A 22,481-nucleotide genomic window follows, 5' to 3' on the forward strand; every position below is an offset into this window, starting at 1 on the left:
CCGGGCGTGCACGGGGAGACGGCGCACTACGCTGCTGAGACAGAACGTGTTCATGGGTTCGGTTCGGCGGCGCTCGTTCGACCCGGACCCGTCCAGCAGAAAGAGGGCATTCATGACCTCCACTCCCATTCAGCCGTACGGTGCCGCACCGGCCACTCCGCGTATGGAGGACATGGCGCCGGGTGGTCAGGACGACTACGTCTACAACCGACTGCTCAAGGAACGCATCATTTGGTTGGGTTCCGAGGTGCGGGACACCAACGCCAACCTCATCTGCTCGCAGATGCTGTTGCTCTCCGCCGAGGACCCCGAGGCGGACATCTACCTCTACATCAACTCCCCGGGCGGTTCCGTCACGGCGGGCATGGCGATCTACGACACCATGCAGTTGATCCCCAACGACGTCGTCACGGTCGCCACGGGCCTCGCCGCGTCCATGGGCCAGTTCCTGCTGTCCTCCGGGACCAAGGGCAAGCGCTATGCGACCCCCAACGCGCGCATCCTCATGCACCAGCCCTCGGGCGGCATGGGCGGCACCGCGTCCGACATCCGCGTGCAGGCCGAGCTGATCCTGTCCATGAAGCAGCGGCTCGCGGAACTGACCGCGGAGCAGACCGGTCAGACGCTCGAGACCATCCTGCGCGACAACGACCGTGACAACTGGTTCGACGCTCAGCGCGCCCTGGAGTACGGATTCTTCGACCAGATCGCCCAGTCTGCCGGCAACGTGACCGGTGGCGGCGGAACCATGAAGGACTCCCAGTAAGCAGCGCGCGAGCTGCCAGAACCACCCATAGACTTTCAGGACGGACCAATGAACTTGCCTCACGCCACTGCACCGCAGTTGCCCACCAGCCGCTACGTGATCCCGGACTTCGAGGAACGCACCCCGTACGGCTACCGCCGCCAGAACCCGTACACCAAGCTGTTCGAGGACCGGATCATCTTCCTGGGCGTCCAGGTGGATGACACCTCCGCGGACGACATCATGGCGCAGCTGCTCGTGCTCGAGTCCCAGGACCCGGACCGGGACATCACCATGTACATCAACTCCCCGGGCGGTTCGTTCACGGCCATGACGGCCATCTACGACACCATGCAGTACATCCGCCCCGAGATCCAGACCGTGTGCCTGGGCCAGGCGGCCTCCGCGGCGTCCGTGCTGCTCGCGGGCGGTACTCCCGGTAAGCGCCTCGCGCTGCCCAACGCGCGCGTGCTGATCCACCAGCCCGCCATGGAGGGCCAGGGCGGCGGTCAGGCCTCGGACATCGAGATCCAGGCCAACGAAATCATGCGCATGCGCACGTGGTTGGAGGAGACCATGGCGCTGCACACCAACAGGGCTGCGGAGGAGATCAACCGCGACATCGAACGCGACAAGATCCTCACGGCCAAAGAGGCCCAGGAGTACGGCATCATCGACCAGGTGCTGGACTCCCGCAAGATCAACAAGCCCTCCACGGTCACGCAGGCCTGAGCGGCGACCCGGAGGCGCAGCTTCCGGGGGTGACGAGGGGACCGACGGCCACGGTGCACGGATATGCGGCGTGGCCGTCACGCGCCTCGGCATGATTGGGCGGGCCGTGAGAAGCTCGCTTAGAGTGGACCCAGCATCCGTCAAGACGAACTGTGAGGCTGATACATGGCGCGCATCGGGGAGAGCGTTGACCTGCTCAAATGCTCCTTCTGCGGCAAAAGCCAGAAGCAGGTGCGCAAGCTCATCGCGGGCCCGCGGGTCTACATTTGTGACGAGTGCATCGAGCTGTGCAACGAGATCATCGAGGAGGAGCTCACCGAGGTCACGGAGACGGACCAGACGGAGCTGCCCCGCCCGCAGCAGATCTACGATCACCTGCGGGAGTACGTGATCGGCCAGGAGCCCGCCAAGCGTGCGCTGGCCGTGGCCGTGTACAACCACTACAAGCGCATCCGCGCGGGCGTCTCCGGGCACACGCTCACCATTGCGGGCTCCGAGGGGGACGAGGAGGCCATCGAGGTGGCCAAGTCCAACATCCTGTTGGTGGGACCCACGGGGTCCGGGAAGACCTACCTCGCGCAGTCCCTCGCCAAGAAGCTGGACGTGCCGTTCGCGGTCGCGGACGCCACCTCCCTGACCGAAGCCGGATACGTGGGGGAAGACGTTGAGAACATTCTTCTCAAGCTCATCCAAGCCGCTGATTTCGATATCAAGAAAGCGGAGCAGGGGATTATTTACATTGACGAGATCGACAAGATTTCTCGTAAATCTGAGAACCCCTCGATCACGCGGGACGTATCGGGCGAAGGGGTCCAACAAGCGCTCCTGAAGATCCTCGAGGGCACGGTGGCCTCCGTGCCGCCCCAGGGTGGCCGCAAGCACCCGCAGCAGGAGTTCCTGCACCTGGACACCACCAACGTGTTGTTCATCGTGGCGGGAGCGTTCGCGGGTCTCGAGGAGATCGTGCAGCAGCGCACGGGCAAGAAGGGCATCGGTTTCGGTGCGCCCATCCGGGACACCGCGGACGTGGATCTCACGGGTCAGGTCCAGCCCGAGGACCTGCTCAAGTTCGGACTGATCCCCGAGTTCATCGGGCGGCTGCCCGTGGTGGCCACGCTGTCCAAACTGTCCGTCGCGGACATGGTACGCATCCTCACCGAACCCAAGAACGCGCTGGTCAAGCAGTACCGCAAACTCTTCCAGCTCGACGGTGTGGAACTCACCTTCGACCCGCAGGCACTCGAGGCCATCGCGGAACTGGCCATCGAACGCGGCACCGGCGCGCGCGGTCTGCGCGCGATCCTCGAGGACATCCTCATGCCGGTCATGTTCGAACTGCCGGGCCGCGACGACGTCGCCGCGGTGCTCGTCACCGAGGACGCCGTGGCCAAACTGGCCGACCCCGAGATCTTCACGCACGAGATGATCGACGCCGAGCGGCGTCGCCACAAGTCAGCGTGAGCGAAAGAACCGAACGCCCGAAAGGACATCTCATGGCCGAGAAGCAACACGTCGATTTCTGGTTCGATCCCCTGTGCCCGTGGGCCTGGATGACCTCCCGGTGGATGGAGGAGGTCACCCGCATCCGTGACGTGGAGGTGGACTGGCGGATCATCTCCCTGGGCATCCTCAACGAGGACAACCCGGACAACCACCACAACGAACACGTGGAGTCCATGTGGATGGTGCGCGTCATCGAGGCCGCCGCGCAGGCCCACGGCGCCGAGTACTACAAGAAGCTCTACGACGCCATGGGCACCCGCCGTCACCCCGGTGGCATGAAGGACGAGGCCCAGATCATCACCGAGTCGCTCGAGGAGGTCGGCCTGCCCGCCGAGCTCGCGGACGCCAAGGACTCCGAGGACTACGACGCCGCGCTGCGCGAGTCCACCGAGGCCGCCCGGAAGGTGGCCGGTGAGGACATCGGGACCCCGTGCATCGCCGTGAACGGCGTGGGCTTCTTCGGTCCCGTGTTCACCCCCGCGCCCAAGGGTGAGGAAGCCGGCCGGGTCTGGGACGGCGCACTGGCGCTGGCCTCGTACCCCGGTTTCTACGAGCTCAAGCGCGGCCGCGAGAAGGGCCCCGACTTCAGCTGACGTCCCGCGGCGGCGCGTGCGCCGGACCGTGCGCCCGACCGCTGCAGGCATGAACGAACCCCGTCACGCACGTGGCGGGGTTCGTTCATGCGCTGGGTGAAGCGCAGAGGGCCCGGTGTGCCGGTGCCGCCCGTCGGACCGGGCAAGGGCGGCTCCGCGGGGGCGACGGCGTTCGTGATGTGCCGAGGGGCCCGATCCCGCACGAGGCAGGACGGGGCCCCTCCATGTCGACTCAGGCCTGTGGTGCTTCCTCGAGCTGGACGTCACTCACGGCCAGCTCACCCTCGGCGTCGGTGAGCGTGAGGTCTGCGGCGTTACCGGCGGCCTGGAGGTCCTCCAGCCCGGCGCGCAACTGCTCGAGCTGAGCGGCCGGGCCCGAGATCACCGCGGAGGTGACCGCGGTACGCTGCTTGACCTTGGCCTCGGACTTGGCCTTGCGCAGCCCGGACAGCGCCTCGCCCACCACGGTGAGCACCTCGGGATCACCCGCGCGAGCGGGCTCGGCGAACCCGTCAGTCACGGGCCAGGCCGCGCGGTGCACCGAACCGGAGCGCCACCACGACCACACCTCTTCCGTGGCGAATGGGATGAACGGGGCGAACAAGCGCAGCAGGGTGTCGAGCGTGGTCGCGAGGGCCGCGTGCACCGAGGCCTGCGAGGCCTCCCCGCGGGAACCGTATGCGCGGTCCTTCACGAGCTCCACGTAGTCGTCCGTGAAGGTCCAGAAGAAGGACTCGATCAACTGCAGGGCGCGCGCGTACTCGTACTCCTGGAACGCGGTGCTCGCGCGCTCCACGACGTCCGCGAGCTGGGCCAACAGGGAGCGGTCCAGACCGTTGGTCACCACGGAACCGTCCGTCCCGGAGCCCAGCACGGAGGCCTCGGTCACGCCCTGGGCCAGCACGAACTTGGATGCGTTGAGCAGTTTGATCGCCAGGCGACGGCCGATCTTCATCTGGCCCTCGTCGTAGGCGGTGTCCGCGCCCAGGCGGGCCGACGCCGCCCAGTAGCGCACCGCGTCCGAGCCGTACTTCTCGAGCACCTCGGTGGGGATCACCACGTTGCCCTTGGACTTGGACATCTTCTTGCGGTCCGGGTCCAGGATCCACCCGGACAGTGCCGTGTGCTTCCACGGCACGGTCTGCGCCAGCGTCTCGGCGCGTACCACGGTCGAGAACAGCCACGTGCGGATGATGTCGTGACCCTGCGGGCGCAGGTCCATGGGGAACGTGTTGGCGTGCAAGGTCTCGTCCACGGCCCAGCCGGTTGCGATCTGCGGGGTCAGGGAAGAGGTTGCCCAGGTGTCCAGGACGTCCGGGTCCGCCATGAATCCACCGGGCTGATCGCGCTGGTCCTCGGTGTAGCCGGGGGCCACGTCCGTGGTGGGATCCACGGGCAACTGGTCTTGGGCGGGGAGCACGGGGTGGTCGTAATCCGGTTCACCGGACTCGTCCAGCGGGTACCACACCGGGAACGGCACGCCGAAGAAGCGCTGACGGGAGATCAGCCAATCCCCGTTGAGACCCTCGATCCAGTTCTCGTAGCGCGCGCGCATGAACGAGGGGTGCCACGAGATCTCACGGCCCCGTTCGATCAGGGCGTCGCGGCGCTCGGCGTCCCGACCGCCGTTGCGGATGTACCACTGGCGGGAGGTGACGACCTCGAGGGGCTTGTCGCCCTTCTCATAGAAGTTCACGGGGTGGGTGATCTTCTTGGGCTCGCCCTCCATGTCACCGGAGGCGGCGAGCAGTTCGACCACGGTCTTCTGCGCGGAGAACACGGTCTTGCCGGCGAGCTGCGCGTAGTTCTCGGCCGGGGCGCCGTCGGCGATCCATGCGGGCTGCTCCGAGGCGAAGCGGCCGTCGCGGCCGATCAGGGCGCGTGTGGGCAGATCGAGCTCGCGCCACCACGTGACGTCGGTGAGGTCACCGAACGTACAGATCATGGCGATACCCGAGCCCTTGTCCGGCTTGGCGAGCGGGTGGGCCTTGACCTCGACCTCGACGTCGAACAGCGGGGAACGCACGGTGGTGCCGAACAGCGCCTGGTAGCGCTCGTCGTCCGGGTGGGCCACCAGCGCCACGCACGCGGGCAGCAGCTCGGGGCGGGTGGTCTCGATGAAGACCTTCTCGCCGTCCGGTCGGTGGAACGCCACGCGGTGGTAGGCACCTTCGCGTTCGCGGTCCTCGAGCTCGGCCTGGGCCACGGCGGTGCGGAACGTGACGTCCCACATGGTGGGGGCCTCGGCCATGTACGCGTTACCGGCCTCGTAGTCCTTGAGGAATGCGAGCTGGGAGACCTTGCGCGAGTGCGCGTCGATCGTGCGGTACGTGCGGGTCCAGTCCACGGACAGCCCCAGGGTGGAGAACAGGTGCTCGAAGACCTTCTCGTCCTCGACCGCGAGTTCCTCGCACAGCTCGATGAAGTTCTGGCGGGACACCACGTCCCAGTCGCGCTGGTTCTTGGCCGGCTTCTCCGGGGGCTGGTAACCCTCGATGTACGGCTTGCCGGGCTCGCAGCGCACGCCGTAGTAGTTCTGCACGCGGCGCTCGGTGGGCAGGCCGTTGTCGTCCCAGCCCAGCGGGTAGAACACGTTCTTGCCGGACATCCGCTGATAGCGGGCGATCACATCCGTCTGCGTGTAGGAGAACATGTGTCCCACGTGCAGGGAGCCGGAGGCCGTGGGCGGGGGAGTGTCGATCGAGTAGACGTCCTCGCGCGTGGTGTCCTCGCGGAACGCGTACGTGCCGTTCTCGCGCCACTGCGCGGAGTACTTCTCCTCCAGGCCCTCCATAGCCGGCTTGTCGGGGACGTTCACCGCGGTGGTGGACGCAGCGCTGTCGATGATTTCGGGCGTGTCTGTACCCTCGAGGTTCTGTGCCATGTGCTCCAGTCTCTCATGCACGCGGGCACGGACCGTCGTAGCGTGGGGGCATGGCACGTTTGCACATCCACCGCATTCGCGAGGACGCCGCGCGAGACGACGGCGCTCGGATCCTGGTCGATCGCTTGTGGCCGCGCGGGGTCAGAAAGGACCTTGCAGCCCTGGACCACTGGTTCAAGGGGGTGGCCCCGAGCGACGAGTTGCGCAAGTGGTTCGGTCACGACCCCGAGAAGTTCGACCGCTTCGCGCAGCGCTACCGCGAGGAACTCGACGAGGACGCCTCCGGGGAGGTCGCGCAGCTCAGGAGCGTGCTGCGGGACGTGGACTCCGCGACCCTGCTTTATGACGCGAAGGACGAGGAGCACAACAACGCCGTTGTGCTCATGGGCTGGTTGCGCGATCACCGCAGTGGTTTCTGAAACGTCCTAATCGAGCCGATCCGGATTGTTCTAAGTCATAATTCCGCGCGCTACGGTGGAGCTATGACTCAGAACACACATCCCACCTACAAGGATCCCAAGCCGCTCGGCAACGGCAAGGTGGCCGTGGTCACCGGTGCCTCCACGGGCATCGGCGAGGCCACGGTGCGCCGCCTGCGCGAGAGCGGGTGGACGGTGTACGCCGTCGCCCGTCGCGCGGAGCGTCTCGAGGAATTGGCCCGGGAGACCGGCGCGAGTGCCGTGCCCACCGACATCACCGACCAGGCGCAGGTGGATGCGCTGCGCGATCGGGTGCTCGGCGAGCAGGGCACCGTGGACGCGATCCTCAACATCTCCGGCGGAGCACGCGGCACGGACACGGTGGCCGACGCCAAGGACGAGGACTGGCAGTGGATGTACGACGTCAACGTGATGGGCACCCTGCGGGTGGTCCGTGCGTTCCTGCCCGCGTTGCGGGCCAACGGTGAGGGCACGGTGCTGAACCTGACCTCGATCGCCGCTCAGCGCGCCTACGAGGGCGGAGCGGGGTACAACGCCGCCAAGTACGCCGAACGCGCCATGACCGAGGCGCTGCGCCTCGAGGAGGCTGAGCACAACGTGCGCGTGGTGGAGGTGGCGCCCGGTCTGGTGCACACTCCCGAGTTCTCGCTCATGCGCCTGGGTGGTGACCAGGCGGCCGCGGACAAGATCTACGCGGGCGTGGAGAAACCGCTCTCGGGCCAGGACGTGGCCGAGGTCTGCGCCTTCGCCGTGGAACTGCCGCATCACGTGGACCTGGACACGATCACGGTCAAGCCCGTGGCCCAGGCTGCGCCGCACAAGATGATCCGCACGAACAACTGACAGCGTGCGTTGCGGTGACCGGCCGCCGGTGCCTCGGAGCACCGGCGGCCGGTTGCCCTTGGTGGGCCGGTCCTGCCCATCCGCCCGGCGCCCCATGACCGGTCAGCGGAATGCCCTGGCTCTGCTCGGTCCGGCCGCACCCGCGAGAGCGCGCACGGAGCGGTTGCGGCCGAACGGGAGCATGAATTAGGTTAGGCTTGCCTTATCAAATTCAGTGACCCAGGAGTGTCCATGTCCCCTCACCGGTCCGGGAACGCGTCCCGGCAGTTCAATCGTCGCACCCTGCTGGGCTCCGGCCTGGCCGTGGCCTCCCTCGTGGGGCTCGCGGCGTGTTCCACGGGCGCGCGGGACGGGGACGGGCAGGCGCAGACCCCCGGTGCCACGGCGTCGTCGAGCCCCACGGACACGTTCCCCGTGGAGGTGACACACGCCCTGGGCACCACGAAGGTCGAGGCCGCGCCGCAGCGGGTCGTGTGCGTGGGCGCGAGCAACACGCAGGACTTCGTGGCCGCGCTCGGCGTGGTGCCGGTGGGCATGACCAAGGTGGCCTGGGGCGGCAACGCGAACGGGTCCACCGACTGGTTCGACGCCAAGGTCTCAGAACTGGGCGGGCAGACGCCCAAGGCCATGGACGAATCGGATGGTGTGAACTTCACGGACATCGCCGAGCTGAGCCCGGACCTGATCGTCGCGGTGAACTCCGGGGTCACCCGGGAGGAGTACGACCGCCTCACGAAGATCGCCCCGGTGGTCGCGTACCCCACGGGCCCGTGGGTCAACTCGTGGCAGGACATGCAGCGTGTCACGGCCAAGGCCCTGGGCCGTTCCGCGGCCGGTGACGAACTCGTGAGCCGCACCGAAGAACTCGTCTCCCGGCGCTCCGACGAACTCGGCGCGGCCAAGGGCAAGACCTTCATCTACGGTGACGTCTCCCAGAGCCTGGGGTTCTACGGCCCCGCGGACGGACGCCCCCGCTTCTTCACCGAGCTGGGGATGAATCTCGCGGACGCGGTCAAGGACAACATCACGGAGGATCAGTTCTGGCGCGAATGGCCCCGCGAACGCGCCGACGAGCTCACGAGCGACCTGTTCGTGGCGGCCGCGGAGGACGACGCCCAGGCCGAGAAGTTCCGCACGGACCCGATCCTCAAGACCATCCCCGCGATCGCCAACGGGCGGGGGATGTTCCTCACGGACAAGCAGGACGTGCTCTCCGGGTACTCGTCCTCTCCGCTGTCCATGCCCCACGCGCTCGACGCCCACATCCCGGCGATCAAGACCACGCTGGGGGCCTGACCCTTCGTGCCCGGCAGTTCCACATTCGCCCGCCCCGACGCCGCGCCGTCCGCCCCGCGCGGGCGCGCGCGGGGTCGGGGTATGTCCTGGCTCGCCATGGCGGCACTGCTGCTCGTGGCCGTGTTCCTCTCGATCTCGTACGGGTCCCGGCCCATCGGGCTGGGTGTCACGTGGCACGTGGTCCCGCACGTGTTCTCGGGTGACCCGGGGGCCGTCCCGGGGGTTCCCGCGCTCGACGGCGCCGTGGTCGAGTCCCGCGTGTGGCGCACCGGGGCGGGCCTGCTCACCGGGGCCGCGCTCGCCGTGGCCGGGGCGTTGCTACAGGGTGCCACGCGCAACCCCCTGGGCGATCCGGGCATCCTGGGGCTGACGGCCGGGGCCGCGTTCGCGGTCGTGGCCGGCGGCGCGTTCCTGGGTCTGACCGGCGTCACGCACCAGTTGTGGCTCGCGGCGCTGGGCTCCGCCGTGGCCGTGGCCGCCGTGTACGCGCTGGCCTCCGCGGCCCGGGGCGGGGCGCGTCCGGTGACCCTGGCCCTCACGGGGGCGGCGGTCTCCGCGGGTCTCACGGCGCTGACGAGCGCGGTGCTGTTGAGCAACCAGGCCACGTTCGACACGTTCCGGCGCTGGCAGGTCGGTGAACTGACCCGGCCGGACGGCACGTTCCTGCTGCTCGCGAGCCCCGTGATTCTCGTGGCCCTGCTGCTCGGGTGGACGCTGGCCCGTTCCCTGGACACCCTGACCCTGGGCGAAGCTCTGGGTCGCGGACTCGGGGTGAACCCGGCGCTCGTGCGCGGCCTCGCGGGCCTGGCCGTGGTGCTGCTCTCGGGCACCTCCACCGCACTCGTGGGCCCGCTAGTGTTCTGCGGACTGCTCGTACCCCACGCGGTGCGTTCGCTGGTGGGCATCTCCTACCGCAGGGTCGTTCCGGCGTGCCTGCTCGCGGGCCCGTTCATCGTCCTGCTCGCGGACGTCGTGGCGCGCGTGCTCGTCCCGGACCGGGAGATCCAGGTGGGGATCGCGCTCGTGGTGATCGGTGCCCCCGCGCTCGTGGTCGTGATCCGACGCAGGGGAGTGGTGGCCGCGTGAGTCCCGCCGTTTCCCCTTTTCCCAGGACGACGTCGCTGCCCGCCCCCGCGACCGTGGCCACCGTGCGCGCGGGACGCTCCCGCTCCCGACGCCGCACCCGCCGGGTCACGGCGCTGCTCGTGCTCGTCCTGGTCCTCGCCTCCTTCGCGCGGATCGCACTGGGCAAGTATGTCGTGGCCGTGCCCGACCTGGTCGCCGTGCTCACCCACGACTACTCCGGCCCCGCCGCGTACATCGTGTGGGACATCACTCTGCCGCGCACGGTGCTCGGGATCCTCACGGGGATCGCCTTCGGGATCGCCGGTCACCTGTTCCAGCGCGTGCTGCGCAACCCCCTGGCCTCCCCGGACATCATGGGTGTCTCCTCCGGGGCCGGGCTCGGCGCGGTCGCGGCCATCACGCTGGGCGGGCTCTCTGGCGTCGCGGTGACACTCAGTTCTCTCGCGGGTGGTTTCGGCCTCATGGTCGCGGTGGTCCTGGCCGCCGGGGGCACGAGGGCCAACATCGGCAAACTCGTGCTGACCGGCGTCGCGGCGGGAGCACTGACCGCCGCGGCGATCAACGCGGTGCTGACCCGCGCGGACATCTATGCCGCCCAGGACGCGATGCAGTGGCTCACGGGTTCACTCAACGCTGCCCGGTGGGTGGACATCGCACAGGTGGGGATCTGCCTCGCGATCCTGCTGCCCGTGTGCGCGGTTTTGGCGCCCGCGGTGGACACGCTCGGCGCGGGGGATCCCCTGGCCGCCGGGCTCGGGGTGCACGTGCGGGCCACGCGGCTCGCGGCCCTCGGGCTCGCCGTGGTGCTCGTGGCCGTGGCGGCCTCCGCCGTGGGGCCCGTGGCGTTCGTGTCGTTCATGGCCGCACCCATTGCGAGGGGGCTGGGTGGCGGTGCGGGTCACGCCCGGCACGCCGCGCTCGTGGGCGCGGTGCTCATGGTGGTCTCAGACTACGTGGCCGCGGAGACGATCCCCGGGCTGGCCCTGCCCGTGGGTGTGGTCACCGCGGCGGCCGGCGCGCCCGTGCTGCTGTGGTTGTTGATCGGGCGAGGAAAGGCGGAAGCATGACGTCCAGGACCGATCCGAACCGGGCCGGGGGGACCGAGCAAGGCGAGGACGCGGCGTCGTCGTCCGAGCTCGCGGTGCGTGGGCTGACCGCGGGCTACGGCGAGACGCCGGTGCTGCGGGACGTGAACGTGAGGTTCCCCGCGGGGGCCGTGACCGCGCTCGTGGGGGCCAACGGTTGCGGGAAGTCCACGCTGCTCAAGGCGTGCGCGCGCCAGCTCACCCCGTCCGCCGGAGAGATCCTCGTGGGCGGGGCGGACGTGAGTCGGTGGCACCGCACCCGGTTCGCGCGCACCGTGGGTTTCCTCCCACAGGACCCCGTGGCACCCGAGGGCGTGACCGTGCAGGAGCTCGTGGCGCGCGGACGGCACCCGTACCGTGGCGCCTTCGGACGGTGGCGTGCCCAGGACGACGACGCCGTGGCGGAAGCGGTCGAACTCACCGGGTTGGGGGAGCTGCTCGAACGCCGCGTGGGGGACTTGTCCGGTGGTCAACGCCAACGCGTGTGGATCGCCCTCGCGCTCGCGCAGCACACGGACGTACTGTTGCTCGACGAACCCACGACGTATCTGGACATCGCGCGCCAGGCCGAGATCCTGGACATCCTCACCGCACTGCAGCGCTCCCGAGGGATCACCCTGGTCATGGTGCTGCATGAACTCTCGCTCGCGGCGCGGTACGCGGACGTGCTCGTGGCACTCAAGGACGGGGCGGTCGCCGCGACCGGTTCGGCCGAGCAGGTCATGACCGATGAGGTGGTCAGCGACGTCTTCGACATGTCCGCGCGGGTGCTCCACGACGCACCCACGGACGCCCGGCTCGTGATCCCGTGGACGGGACCGGCGAACACCCCGCCGAGCACTCCAAGATCACCCGAGGAGGTACTGCCATGACGGAACTCGCATGTGTGACGGCCACCGTCACGGGACGCACGAAGCTCAGCGAACACCTCGTGCGCGTACGTGTGGCGGGGCAGGAATTGCGGATCATGCCGTGGGGTGACCAGGGACCGGGCCCCCGTACGGACGCCTACCTCAAGGTACTGATCCCACCCACCCCCGGGGCCACCGTGGCGGTGGACGTGAGCGACATGACCCGGTGGCGGCGCGAGTTCATGGCCGCCCCGCCCGAACGCCGGGGTTGGCTGCGCACGTACACGGTGCGCGATGCGGCCGAGGTGGAGCTGGCCGGGCACACGGTCCCGGAGCTGGCCATCGACGTGGTGCTCCACGACGACCCCGAGCATGGGATGGGCCCCGGGGCCGCGTGGGGTGACACCGTGCGCGAGGGTCAGGACGTGCAGCTGCTCGTGCCCTCGGGCGGGTCCCCCTGGTGGGCCGCGTGGGACGAACGGCGTGCGGCGGACCAGGACGTCGTGCTCGCTGGGGACGAGACTGCCCTGCCCGCGCTCGCCGCGATCATCGACGGCATCGAGCGGGGGGTGCACGTGGGTGCGCCTGCCCCTTCCGCCCCGCCCCGCAGCGTGACGATCGCGGTGGAGGTTCCTTCCGAGGACGACGCCGTGGCCGCGGCCGGCCCGCGCGCCCTCGCCCGGGCGACGTCGTCCGACGGGCACACCCTGACCGTGACGCTGCGCGGCGGCACCGAACTGCACTGGACGTGGCTGCCCCGGCGGGGACGCCCGCGCGGACTAGACCTGGAGCTATGGCTGTGGCACCGGTTGTCCGAGCGCGCCCGCCGCTACTGGGAGGTCGGTCATGGCGAGCCCGAGGCCGCCCCGTCGGAGGAGTCGGACTTCGTATGGGACGTCGCCCGCCCGGAGGGCCGCGGTACCTACTGGTTCTTCGCGGCGGAATCCGCCACGGTCAAGTCGCTGCGCCGGATGTGCGTGAGCGGGGGAGTGCCCAAGACGGACATCTCGTTCATGGGCTACTGGAAACAGGGAGCGGCCACGGAGTGACCCCGCGGATGTGACGTCCGAGGTCAGGAGAGGCGGCCCGCGGCGTAGCATGGCGATGATCCGCCCGCACCCGAGGAGAGCTCCCGACCATGACCTACCCCCTGGGGCTGAACCTCGCCGGACGCGCCGTGCTGGTGGTCGGTGGGGGACCGGACGCCGCGCGTCGGACGCGGTCCCTGCTCGCCGAGGGCGCCCTCGTGGACCTCGTGGCACCTGATCTGCATGACACGTTGCGGGACCTCACGAGCTCACCCGGTCTCACGTGGCACGAGCGCGCGTTCCGCCCCGACGACCTCGGCGGCGCGTGGCTCGTCTTCCTCCACGTCTCGGACTCCGGGGAACGGGAGCGGGTGGCGCTCGCGGCGGAAGAGCGTCGGGTCCTGTGCGTCGCGGACGACGCCGCGCCCGGGCCCGATCGCGCAGCCGACACTCGGGCACCGGTCACTCAGGTGCCGGTTACCGAAACACGGGTTGCTCAGGATCGGGTCTTTCAGGCCCCGGTCACTCAGGAACCCGGGACAGTGGCGCTGGTGGGCGGAGGACCCGGCGACCCCGGACTGCTCACGGTGCGCGGACGGCAACTGTTGGCGGACGCGGACGTGATCGTCGCGGACCGGCTCGGCCCCACGGACCTCCTACCAGAGCTCGCCCGGCACGCCCGCATCATCGACGTGGGCAAGCGCGCCGGGTACCACAAGTACACGCAGGACCGGATCAACGAGACCCTCGTGGAGCAGGCGAAACTCGGACTGCGGGTCGTGCGGCTCAAGGGTGGGGACCCGTACGTGTTCGGCCGCGGTGGCGAGGAAGTCGAGTTCTGCCGGGCCCATGGTGTGGCCACCCAAGTGGTGCCGGGTGTGACCTCGGCGATCTCCGTCCCCGCCGCGGCGGGGATCCCCGTGACCCACCGGGACATGACCCACGGGTTCACCGTGATCACTGCACACCAGCACTTGCGTCACGTGCCGTACCGGGACGGGCACACCCTGATCCTCATGATGGGCGTGCGGGGTCTCGAACGTAACGCCGAGCTGCTCATGGCCGCGGGCTACCCCGCAGACACCCCGGTCGCGGTCGTGGAGCGGGGCTGGACCCCAACCCAGCGCACGACCGTGGCGCAGCTGGACACAATCGCCCGCGTGGCCCGCGCGCGCGAGGTCACTGCTCCCGCGGTGATCGTGGTGGGTCGGGTCGCCGCGCTCGCGCACGAGTCATCCGCGATCCCCGGCCCCCAGGAGTCGGCTCAGGAGGGCTGACCCACCGGGATCCTCGCCCCGGACACCAACAGCTTGTGCCCCTCACCGGCCTCGGACCGGGCGATCTCCTCGGGGGTGGCCGGGCGGATCTGTTCGCGCTCAAGCACGTACATGCGCGCGTTCACGTCCTCCGGCGCACTCTCGGGGTGGTTCACGAACGCGCGGAAGCGGCGCAGGCGATCGGGGTCCGCGAGGGTCGCAGCCCACTCGTCCTCGTACGCGTCGATGTGGCGGGCCACCTCCGCCTCTAGGTCCGCGCAGATGCCCAGGGAGTCGTGCTGGATCACGTCCCGCACGTGCTGCATCCCGTCCCCGTACCGCTCGTCCAGGTCCTCCAACCAGCGGGCGGTGCGCTGGAGCTTGTCCGCCGTGCGGATGTAGTACATGAGGTAGCGGTCGATGTACCGGAACACCTGCTCGCGCGTGAGGTCCTTCGCGAACAGGCGGCCGTGGGCGGGGTTCGAGCCACCGTTGCCTCCCAGGAACAGGTTCCAGCCGTTGGTGGTGGCGATCACACCCACGTCCTTGCCCTGGGCCTCGGCGCACTCGCGGCTGCAGCCCGAGACCCCGAACTTGAACTTGTGGGGTGAGCGCAGCCCGCGGTAGCGGTTCTCCAGGTCCACGGCGAGCGCCACCGAGTCCTGCACACCGAAGCGGCACCACGAACTGCCGATGCACGACTTCACGTTGCGCAGCGCCTTGCCGTACGCGGAACCGGACTCGAAACCGGCGTCCACGAGTTCCTTCCAGATCGTCGGCAGCTGCTCCAGGCGGGCCCCGTAGAGCCCGATGCGCTGGGCACCCGTGATCTTGGTGTACAGCCCGTACTCCTGGCCCACCCGGGCCAGCACGCCCAGCTTCTCGGGAGTGATCTCGCCCCCGGGGATGCGCGGGATCACGGAGTAGGTGCCGTCCTTCTGCATGTTGGCCATGTTGCGGTCGTTGGTGTCCTGCAGGGTCCCTCGGCCGCCGTCGAGCGAGTACGCGTGGACCTGCGAGTGCAGGATGGACGCGACCGCCGGCTTGCACAGCGCGCAACCGTCCTCGCCCGTGCCGAAGCGGGCGAGCACGGACTCGAAGTCCTCGAGCGCCGTGGAGCGCACCGCTTCGTAGAGCTCGGGCCGGGACATGGGGAAGTGCTCGCACAGGGCCTTGGAAACCGTGAGCCCCATGGCCTTCATGCGCTGCTCCAGCGTCTTCTGCAGCATGGGTACGCACGAGCCGCACTGCGTCCCGGCCGTGGTGCAGGCCTTCAACGACGCGACGTCGTGGGCGCCGTCGTCCACCGCGGCACGCACCGTGGCGAAGTCCACGTTGTTGCATGAGCACAGGATCGCGTCCCCGGGCAGCTCGGTGTCCGGGACGCCGTCGCCGCCGGCCGCGCTGAGGTACGCGCCGGGCTCGGCGGGCAGTTCGCGCCCGAGCAGGGGCTTCAAGGAGTCGAACGGGGAGGCGTCCCCCACGAACACCCCACCGAGCAGGGTCTTGGCGTCCTGCGAGACCACGACCTTCTGGTACATCCCGCGCGCCGGGTCCGCATAGAGCACCTCGAGGCTGCCGGGGGTGCGGCCGAGCCGGTCGCCGAATCCCGCGACCTCCACCCCGGAGAACTTCAGCTTGGTCGCGACGTCGAACTCCGCGACCTCCGCGTCCCCGCCCGTGAGATTGCGCGCGGTGGCCTCGGCCATCGCGTTCGCCGGCGCCACGAGGCCCCACGTACGGCCCAGGATGTTGGCGACCTCGCCGATGGCCCATACGTGCGGGTCCGCCGTGCGGCAGTGATCGTCCACGAGGATGCCGCCGCGCTCGCCCAGGCGCAGGCCCGCGGCCTTCGCGAGTTCGTCGTTCGGGCGGATGCCGGCGGCCATCACGACCATGTCCGCGGGAAGCGTGCGCGCCGCGGACTCGTCACCCAGGGACTGCGCGAGGGAGACGGAAACGACTTCCCCGGTGTTGTCCGAGTTCACGGAGGAGATGAACGCACCGCACTCCACCTCGATCCCCGTGGCGCGGATCGCCTCGTTGACCGCGTATCCGCCGGCCTGGTCCAGTTCCACGGACAGCAACCACGAGGCCACGTCCAGGATCACGGGGTCCGCTCCCACGCGCTGCAGGCCCTCGGCCGCCTCGAGCCCCAGCAGGCCGCCGCCCACGACGACGGCGCGCGGTCGCCTCCCGAGCCGCTCCTGCAAACGGGCGGCCTCCGAGACCATGGTGCGGACGTCGTCGACCGTGCGGAAGACGTGCGCGTGCTGTGAGCCCGGGATGGGGATGACCGCCGCGCGGGACCCCGTGGCGAACACGAGCTCGTCGTAGGGATGCTCGGTGCCCCCCTGATCGGTCACGACGCGACGGTCGCGGTCCACGCGCGCGGCGCGGGTGTTGGTGAGCAACTCGATGGCCGGTTCATTCCACAGGCTCCCGTCCCCGAGGGTCAGGTCCTTGTCCGGCTCGGCGAACAACTGCTCGAGCGCGACCCGGTCATACGGGTCGTACGGCTCGTCCATGAGCACTCGGATCCGGTCCGCGGGACCGCTGCGCTCGGCAAGCGCACGGACCAGGCGGAACGCCGCCGGGCCACCTCCCAGGACGAGGATCGTGCGGGGTGTGCCGGGGGCGGTGGGTGTCTCGTGCGCTGCCATGGGGACCTCCGTCGGGCGATCGGTTGCGCCGCGACCGTACGGGGCACGGCACTGCTAATATTAGCCGGGAAAATACGTAATTCCCGGCATGTCAGCCCCCCGGCAGGAGGCCCCCGATGAACGATTCGTCACATCCCACCGCCGAGTCCGTGAATGCCGAGTGGACGGACGTGTGCGGCGTCGAGGACCTCGAGGTCAACTGGGGTGAGGCAGCCCTCGTGGGTGGACGCGAGATCGCGGTGTTCCGCACCCATGACGACCTCGTGTTCGCGACCGACCACCGGGACCCCCGCTCCCGGGCGCTCGTGATGGCCCGGGGGATCGTGGGGCGCACGGGGCAGTACCACACGGTGGCCTCACCCCTGTACAAGGAGACCTACGACCTCGCGACCGGGCGGTGCGTGTCCGGCGCGGAGTACACGCTGCCCGTCCACCCGGTGCGCGTGCAGGACGGCCGGGTCCTGGTGGTGGTGTCCGGGGGAGACGAACAGGGCGGCGGCGAGCAGGGCGAGTAGTCCCTCCCGTCGGGGTATCATGGCGGGGTGCGCCCTGCGCGCACGGGTGTCGATCCGGCCATCACCGGGGAGCCCTTCCGGAAGAACAGGCACCGCGCCCCAGTAGAACCGGACGACTCGGGCCCGTGACAGCCCCCAACGAGCGACTCGCGGCGTCGTCGGCTGTGCCGATGCCACCGCGGGTAAGCGAGGTGGTACCGCGCCACCGGCGCCCCGCGCGCCCGAGCGTCCTCGCATCCTGAACCACACACCCCTCAGGATGGAGCACCGTGACCGAATCCTTCGTGTATCCCAAGGCGAGCACCGACCCCAGCGCACACGGAGTGCCCTCCGCGCCGCGTTTCCCCGCGGTCGAGGAGCGCGTCTTGGATTACTGGAAACAGGACCACACCTTCCAGGCGAGCATCGACCAGCGCGACCGCGGGGACCACGGGTCCAACGAGTTCGTGTTCTACGACGGCCCGCCCTTCGCCAACGGCCTGCCCCACTACGGCCACTTGCTGACCGGCTACGTCAAGGACCTCGTGGCCCGCTACCAGACGCAGCAGGGCCGGCGCGTGGAGCGCCGCTTCGGGTGGGACACCCACGGACTGCCGGCCGAACTCGAGGCCATGAAGCAGCTCGGGATGACCGACAAGCAGGACATCGAGGCCATGGGCATCGACAAGTTCAACGACGCCTGCCGCGCCTCCGTGTTGAAGTACGCGTCCGAGTGGCAGGACTACGTGACCCGCCAGGCCCGCTGGGTGGACTTCGACAACGACTACAAGACCCTGAACGTGGACTACATGGAGTCCGTGATCGGCGCGTTCAAGGCCCTGGACGACAAGGGCCTGGTCTACTCCGGCTACCGCGTGCTGCCGTACTGCTGGAAGGACGAGACGCCCCTGTCCAACCACGAGTTGCGCATGGACGACGACGTCTACAAGAACCGCCAGGACCCCTCCGTGACCGTGGCGTTCACGCTCTCCGAGGACACCTCGTGGGCCACCGATCCCGCCGTGGCCGCCGAACTCGCCGGCGCGGAGGCCATCGCCTGGACCACGACCCCCTGGACCCTGCCCACTAACGAGGCGCTCGCGGTCGGTCCGCACATCGACTACGTCCTGGTCCCCGGTGTCGGCGACCTGGCCGGGCGCCGCTTCCTCGTGGCCGCGGAGCTCGCGGGCGGGTACGCCAAGGAGTTCGGGTACGACGACGCCGCGGCCGTCGCGGATGCCGTCACCGCCCACTACAAGGGTGAGCAGCTGGGCGGGATCCGGTATCGGCCGCTGTGGGACTACTTCACGGACGCCGAGCGCTTCGGGACGCAGAACGCGTGGCAGATCCTCGTGGCCGAGTACGTGTCCACCACGGACGGCACGGGCATCGTGCACCAGGCCCCCGCGTACGGCGAGGACGATCAGATGGTGTGCGCCGCCCACGACATCCCCGTGGTGCTCTCCGTGGACGAGAGCGGACGGTTCTACGATTTCTTCACGGACGAGTCCCTCGCGCAGGGCGCGCCGCTCGGGGAACTCGCCGGGCACAACGTGTTCGACAAGGACGTGGCCCGCACCGTGGTCCGGGACCTCCGAGCCCGCGGCGCGCTGCTGCGGGAGGCCTCCTACGAGCACTCGTACCCGCACTGCTGGCGCTGCCGTAACCCCCTGATCTACCGCGCGGTGTCCTCGTGGTTCGTGAGCGTGACCGCGTTCAAGGACCGGATGGTCGAGCTGAACCAGCAGATCAACTGGATCCCCGATAACGTCAAGGACGGCCAGTTCGGCAAGTGGCTCGAGAACGCCCGTGACTGGTCCATCTCCCGCAATCGCTACTGGGGTTCACCCATCCCGGTGTGGGAATCGAGCGACCCCCATTACCCGCGCCAGGACGTCTACGGTTCCCTCGCGGAGCTGGAGCGGGACTTCGGCCGACTTCCGCGCAACGCCCAGGGCGAGGTGGACCTGCACCGGCCGTGGATCGACGACCTGACCCGGCCCAACCCGGACGACCCCACGGGCGAGTCCGTGATGCGCCGCGTGCCAGAGGTGCTGGACGTGTGGTTCGACTCCGGGTCCATGCCGTACGCCCAGGTGCACTACCCCATGGAGAACCGGGAGTGGTTCGAGACCCACAACCCGGGTGACTTCATCGTGGAGTACATCGGTCAGACCCGCGGCTGGTTCTACACGCTGCACATCCTGGCCACCGCGCTGTTCGACCGCCCCGCGTTCCGCAACGTGATCTCCCACGGGATCGTGCTGGGTTCGGACGGGCAGAAGATGTCCAAGTCGCTGCAGAACTACCCGGACGTCAACGAGGTCCTGGACCGGGACGGTTCGGACGCCATGCGCTGGTTCCTGATGTCCTCGCCCATCCTGCGCGGCGGCAACCTGATCGTCACCGAGCAGGGCATCCGCGACGGCGTGCGCCAGATGATGTTGCCGCTGTGGAACGTGTACCACTTCTTCGGTCTGTACACGAACGCCGCGAACGGGGGAGTGGGCTACAACGCCCAGTTGCGCCACGACGCCGATCACGTGATGGACCGCTACATCCTCGCGGAGACCGGCGCGCTCGTCACGGACGTCAAGCGGTTGTTCGACGACTACGACATCTGGGCCGGTGCCGAGCGGTTGCGCTCCTACATGGACACCCTCACCAACTGGTACGTGCGCCGTTCCCGCGAGCGGTTCTTCGAGGAGGACACCCAGGCCTTCGACGTGCTGTACACGTGCCTCGAGACGGTGTGCCGCGTGGCCGCCCCGCTGCTGCCGCTCGTCACGGAGGAGATCTGGCGCGGTCTTACGGGTGGGCGCTCCGTGCACCTGACCGACTGGCCGGATGCCTCCCTGTTCCCCCGGGACGAGGCCCTACTCACGGCCATGGAGCGCACGCGCGCCATCTGCTCGGCCGGGTCCGGTCTGCGCAAGACCCACAACCTGCGCGTGCGGCAACCGCTCGCGGGCATGACCGTGGCCGTGCCCGGGGCGCATGCCCTCGAGGGCACGTTCCAGGAGATCATCGCGGATGAGTTGAACCTCAGGTCCGTCACGCTCGAGGACTCGGAGCAGGTCAGCGCCGCGGACCACGGTATCTCCCAGGAGTTAAAGGTCAACGCCCGCGCGGCGGGCCCGCGCCTGGGCAAGCAGGTCCAGCAGGTCATCAAGGCCACCAAGAACGGTGACTGGTCGGTCTCCGCGGACGGCGTCGTCGTCGCCGGCTCCGTGCCCCTGCAGGAGGGCGAGTACGAACTCGTCACGGTCGTTGACGACGCCGCGGCGGACTCCGCGCGCGCCGTGACCGTTCTGCCCGGCGGCGGGTTCCTGGTCCTGGACACCGAACTAACGGATGAACTGCGCGCCGAGGGCGTGGCGCGGGACATGATCCGTGCGATTCAGCAGGCCCGGAAGGACGCGGACCTGCAGGTCTCGGACCGGATCCGCACCCGCGTCGCCGCGGACGCGCAGACCGTGGCCGCCGTGGCCGCGAACCGCGAGCTCGTGCAGTCCGAGACCCTGTCCCGCGAGCTCGAGCTCTTGGAAGCGGACGAGCCGTCCGTGACCGTGGCGGTGATCGACGCGTGAGCGGGGCCCAGGAGCACGAGGACTTCGCATCGGTCGAGAATATCTACCAGCACCTGCTGAGTCGGGCGCCGGAGGACAGGATGGCGCCGCGACTGGACGCCGTGGCCGCCGCGGTCGCCGCGCTCGGGGATCCGCACCGCAGCGCACCCGTGGTGCACGTGACCGGGACCAACGGCAAGACGTCCACGGCCCGGATGATCGAGTCGCTGTTGCTCGCCCACGACCTGCGCGTGGGCCGGTACACGAGCCCGCACCTCGAGCGCGTCACGGAACGGATCAGCATCGACGGCGAACCCGTCCCGGACGAGACGTTCGTGCGGATCTACTCTGAGATTGCCCCGTACCTCGAGCTCGTGGACCGACAGCTCGAGGCCGACGGCGCTCCCCGCCTCACGTACTTCGAGACCCTTACGGTCCTGGCGTTCGCGGTCTTCGCGGACGAACCCGTGGACGTCATGGTCCTTGAAGTCGGCATCGGTGGCACGTGGGACGCGACCAATGTGGCGGACGCCGCGGTGTCCGTGGTGACCCCGATCGGGCTGGACCACACAACCATGCTCGGGGACACCGTGGGGCAGATCGCCCGGGAGAAGGCCGGGATCATCAAGCCCCAGGGCTTCCTCGTGAGCGCGGCGCAGCAACCCGAGGCCGCGCAGGTCCTGCTGGACCGGGCCCGGGAACTCGGTGACCCGTTCCGGTTCGAGGGCGTGGAGTTCGCCGTGACCGGGCGTTCCACCGCGGTGGGCGGCCAGGTCATCACCGTGCAGGGGCTCGCGGGGGAGTACCCGGATCTCATGTTGCCGCTGTTCGGGGCCCATCAGGCCCAGAACGCCGCGGTGGCCGTGGCCGCCGTCGAGGCGTTCGTGGGGGGAGGGGACAAGCCCCTGAACCCCGAGCTCGTGGCCACGGGACTGGGTGCGGTCTCCTCGCCGGGCCGGCTCGAGCTCGCCCGCAAGGCACCGCCGGTGATCCTGGATGCGGCCCACAACCCGCACGGTCTGCTGGCCTCGGCGACCGCGGTGCGCGAGGCCTTCACGTTCACCAAGCTCAACCTGGTGGTGGGCGTGCTGCGAGACAAGGACGCTGCGGAGATGATGCGCGTGCTCGTGGACGAGTACCACGAGTTCGAGCTCGAACTGTGGTGCACCCGCTCCCAGTCCCCGCGCGCTGTGGCACCCGAGGAACTCGCGGAGATCGCCGAGGAGATGGGCTTCGACGAGGACGCCGTGCACGTGAGCGAGCGACTGGACGATGCGTGCGCCGCGGCCATCCAGGACGCCGCGGCCCGCGAGCAGTTCGACGGCGCGGTGCTCGTCACCGGGTCCATCACCGTGGTGGGTGAGGCCCGTGTGCTGCTCGGACTCTGAGCCCGCCGCCCCGACCACGGAAGGA

The 22,481-nt window shown here is 69.3% G+C and carries 17 protein-coding genes; 15 read left to right on the forward strand and 2 right to left on the reverse strand.

From position 1 onward, the window contains the following. Positions 1-163: 163 nt before the first annotated feature. The 4 genes from HBK84_RS05775 (at position 164) to HBK84_RS05790 (ending at position 3,573) form a co-directional block, all read left to right on the forward strand. The gene (locus HBK84_RS05775) at positions 164-766 is read left to right on the forward strand and encodes an ATP-dependent Clp protease proteolytic subunit (protein ID WP_035962642.1); all 603 of its coding nucleotides are present in this window, start codon (positions 164-166) and stop codon (positions 764-766) included. A 48-nt stretch (positions 767-814) separates the two neighbouring features. Next, positions 815-1,477, forward strand: a complete 663-nt coding sequence (locus tag HBK84_RS05780; RefSeq protein WP_035962208.1) for an ATP-dependent Clp protease proteolytic subunit — start codon at positions 815-817, stop codon at positions 1,475-1,477. 165 nt (positions 1,478-1,642) lie between these two features. Beyond that, complete coding sequence (gene clpX, locus HBK84_RS05785) at positions 1,643-2,938, forward strand: ATP-dependent Clp protease ATP-binding subunit ClpX (RefSeq protein WP_064847274.1); 1,296 nt, start codon at positions 1,643-1,645, stop codon at positions 2,936-2,938. 32 nt (positions 2,939-2,970) lie between these two features. Next, positions 2,971-3,573 (forward strand): DsbA family protein, encoded by a 603-nt coding sequence (locus HBK84_RS05790; RefSeq protein WP_167318414.1) that lies wholly within the window; start codon positions 2,971-2,973, stop codon positions 3,571-3,573. Positions 3,574-3,805: 232 nt separating this feature from the next. Here the strand turns inward: HBK84_RS05790 and valS are convergent, their stop codons facing one another. Next, complete coding sequence (gene valS / locus HBK84_RS05795) at positions 3,806-6,457, reverse strand: valine--tRNA ligase (protein WP_167318415.1); 2,652 nt, start codon at positions 6,455-6,457, stop codon at positions 3,806-3,808. A gap of 50 nt (positions 6,458-6,507) precedes the next feature. Here valS and HBK84_RS05800 point away from each other — a divergent pair, with 50 nt between their 5' ends. The 8 genes from HBK84_RS05800 (at position 6,508) to cobA (ending at position 14,363) form a co-directional block, all read left to right on the forward strand. Further along, on the forward strand, positions 6,508-6,876 hold the full coding sequence (locus HBK84_RS05800; protein ID WP_167318416.1) for a DUF488 domain-containing protein: 369 nt from the start codon (positions 6,508-6,510) through the stop codon (positions 6,874-6,876). 63 nt (positions 6,877-6,939) lie between these two features. Next, positions 6,940-7,740 carry an SDR family oxidoreductase gene (locus HBK84_RS05805; RefSeq protein WP_167318417.1) on the forward strand — a complete coding sequence of 267 codons (801 nt, stop codon included), beginning with the start codon at positions 6,940-6,942 and terminating at the stop codon, positions 7,738-7,740. 231 nt (positions 7,741-7,971) lie between these two features. Continuing rightward, complete coding sequence (locus HBK84_RS05810; protein WP_167318418.1) at positions 7,972-9,036, forward strand: ABC transporter substrate-binding protein; 1,065 nt, start codon at positions 7,972-7,974, stop codon at positions 9,034-9,036. An 81-nt stretch (positions 9,037-9,117) separates the two neighbouring features. Next, the gene (locus HBK84_RS05815) at positions 9,118-10,122 is read left to right on the forward strand and encodes an iron ABC transporter permease (RefSeq protein ID WP_167318419.1); all 1,005 of its coding nucleotides are present in this window, start codon (positions 9,118-9,120) and stop codon (positions 10,120-10,122) included. Then, positions 10,119-11,189: an iron chelate uptake ABC transporter family permease subunit gene (locus HBK84_RS05820; protein ID WP_240919117.1), complete on the forward strand. Its 1,071-nt coding sequence runs from the start codon at positions 10,119-10,121 to the stop codon at positions 11,187-11,189. The genes HBK84_RS05815 and HBK84_RS05820 overlap by 4 nt, the downstream gene beginning before the upstream one ends. Next, positions 11,186-12,079 carry an ABC transporter ATP-binding protein gene (locus HBK84_RS05825; RefSeq protein WP_167318420.1) on the forward strand — a complete coding sequence of 298 codons (894 nt, stop codon included), beginning with the start codon at positions 11,186-11,188 and terminating at the stop codon, positions 12,077-12,079. Before HBK84_RS05820 ends, HBK84_RS05825 begins: the two co-directional genes overlap by 4 nt. Beyond that, positions 12,076-13,107: a siderophore-interacting protein gene (locus HBK84_RS05830; protein WP_167318421.1), complete on the forward strand. Its 1,032-nt coding sequence runs from the start codon at positions 12,076-12,078 to the stop codon at positions 13,105-13,107. Before HBK84_RS05825 ends, HBK84_RS05830 begins: the two co-directional genes overlap by 4 nt. A gap of 89 nt (positions 13,108-13,196) precedes the next feature. Beyond that, positions 13,197-14,363, forward strand: a complete 1,167-nt coding sequence (cobA, locus tag HBK84_RS05835) for a uroporphyrinogen-III C-methyltransferase (RefSeq protein WP_167318422.1) — start codon at positions 13,197-13,199, stop codon at positions 14,361-14,363. On the opposite strand, the gene nirB is transcribed toward cobA, so the two are convergent. Then, entirely contained in the window at positions 14,351-17,005 is a 2,655-nt protein-coding gene (gene nirB / locus HBK84_RS05840; RefSeq protein ID WP_085107788.1) for a nitrite reductase large subunit NirB, read from the reverse strand. The genes cobA and nirB overlap by 13 nt on opposite strands. A gap of 116 nt (positions 17,006-17,121) precedes the next feature. On the opposite strand from nirB, the gene nirD reads away from it, so the two are divergent. The 3 genes from nirD (at position 17,122) to HBK84_RS05855 (ending at position 22,456) form a co-directional block, all read left to right on the forward strand. Next, positions 17,122-17,520: a nitrite reductase small subunit NirD gene (gene nirD / locus HBK84_RS05845; RefSeq protein ID WP_052160704.1), complete on the forward strand. Its 399-nt coding sequence runs from the start codon at positions 17,122-17,124 to the stop codon at positions 17,518-17,520. A gap of 269 nt (positions 17,521-17,789) precedes the next feature. Then, the gene (gene ileS / locus HBK84_RS05850; RefSeq protein WP_167318423.1) at positions 17,790-21,089 is read left to right on the forward strand and encodes an isoleucine--tRNA ligase; all 3,300 of its coding nucleotides are present in this window, start codon (positions 17,790-17,792) and stop codon (positions 21,087-21,089) included. Beyond that, positions 21,086-22,456: a folylpolyglutamate synthase/dihydrofolate synthase family protein gene (locus HBK84_RS05855; RefSeq protein ID WP_167318424.1), complete on the forward strand. Its 1,371-nt coding sequence runs from the start codon at positions 21,086-21,088 to the stop codon at positions 22,454-22,456. The genes ileS and HBK84_RS05855 overlap by 4 nt, the downstream gene beginning before the upstream one ends. Positions 22,457-22,481: the final 25 nt, after the last annotated feature.

Source organism: Kocuria sp. KD4 (assembly GCF_011769905.1).
In the GTDB taxonomy this organism is placed as follows: domain Bacteria; phylum Actinomycetota; class Actinomycetes; order Actinomycetales; family Micrococcaceae; genus Kocuria; species Kocuria marina.

Excerpts from the sequence above, each read along its gene's own strand:
- HBK84_RS05775 (WP_035962642.1), top strand. The coding sequence starts at position 164 with ATGGAGGACATGGCGCCGGGTGGTCAGGACGACTACGTCTACAACCGA.
- HBK84_RS05810 (WP_167318418.1), top strand. The coding sequence starts at position 7,972 with ATGTCCCCTCACCGGTCCGGGAACGCGTCCCGGCAGTTCAATCGTCGC.
- HBK84_RS05825 (WP_167318420.1), top strand. The coding sequence starts at position 11,186 with ATGACGTCCAGGACCGATCCGAACCGGGCCGGGGGGACCGAGCAAGGC.
- HBK84_RS05800 (WP_167318416.1), top strand. The coding sequence starts at position 6,508 with ATGGCACGTTTGCACATCCACCGCATTCGCGAGGACGCCGCGCGAGAC.
- HBK84_RS05780 (WP_035962208.1), top strand. The coding sequence starts at position 815 with ATGAACTTGCCTCACGCCACTGCACCGCAGTTGCCCACCAGCCGCTAC.
- HBK84_RS05815 (WP_167318419.1), top strand. The coding sequence starts at position 9,118 with ATGTCCTGGCTCGCCATGGCGGCACTGCTGCTCGTGGCCGTGTTCCTC.
- HBK84_RS05805 (WP_167318417.1), top strand. The coding sequence starts at position 6,940 with ATGACTCAGAACACACATCCCACCTACAAGGATCCCAAGCCGCTCGGC.
- HBK84_RS05830 (WP_167318421.1), top strand. The coding sequence starts at position 12,076 with ATGACGGAACTCGCATGTGTGACGGCCACCGTCACGGGACGCACGAAG.
- nirD (WP_052160704.1), top strand. The coding sequence starts at position 17,122 with ATGAACGATTCGTCACATCCCACCGCCGAGTCCGTGAATGCCGAGTGG.
- valS (WP_167318415.1), bottom strand. The coding sequence starts at position 6,457 with ATGGCACAGAACCTCGAGGGTACAGACACGCCCGAAATCATCGACAGC.
- clpX (WP_064847274.1), top strand. The coding sequence starts at position 1,643 with ATGGCGCGCATCGGGGAGAGCGTTGACCTGCTCAAATGCTCCTTCTGC.
- cobA (WP_167318422.1), top strand. The coding sequence starts at position 13,197 with ATGACCTACCCCCTGGGGCTGAACCTCGCCGGACGCGCCGTGCTGGTG.
- HBK84_RS05790 (WP_167318414.1), top strand. The coding sequence starts at position 2,971 with ATGGCCGAGAAGCAACACGTCGATTTCTGGTTCGATCCCCTGTGCCCG.
- nirB (WP_085107788.1), bottom strand. The coding sequence starts at position 17,005 with ATGGCAGCGCACGAGACACCCACCGCCCCCGGCACACCCCGCACGATC.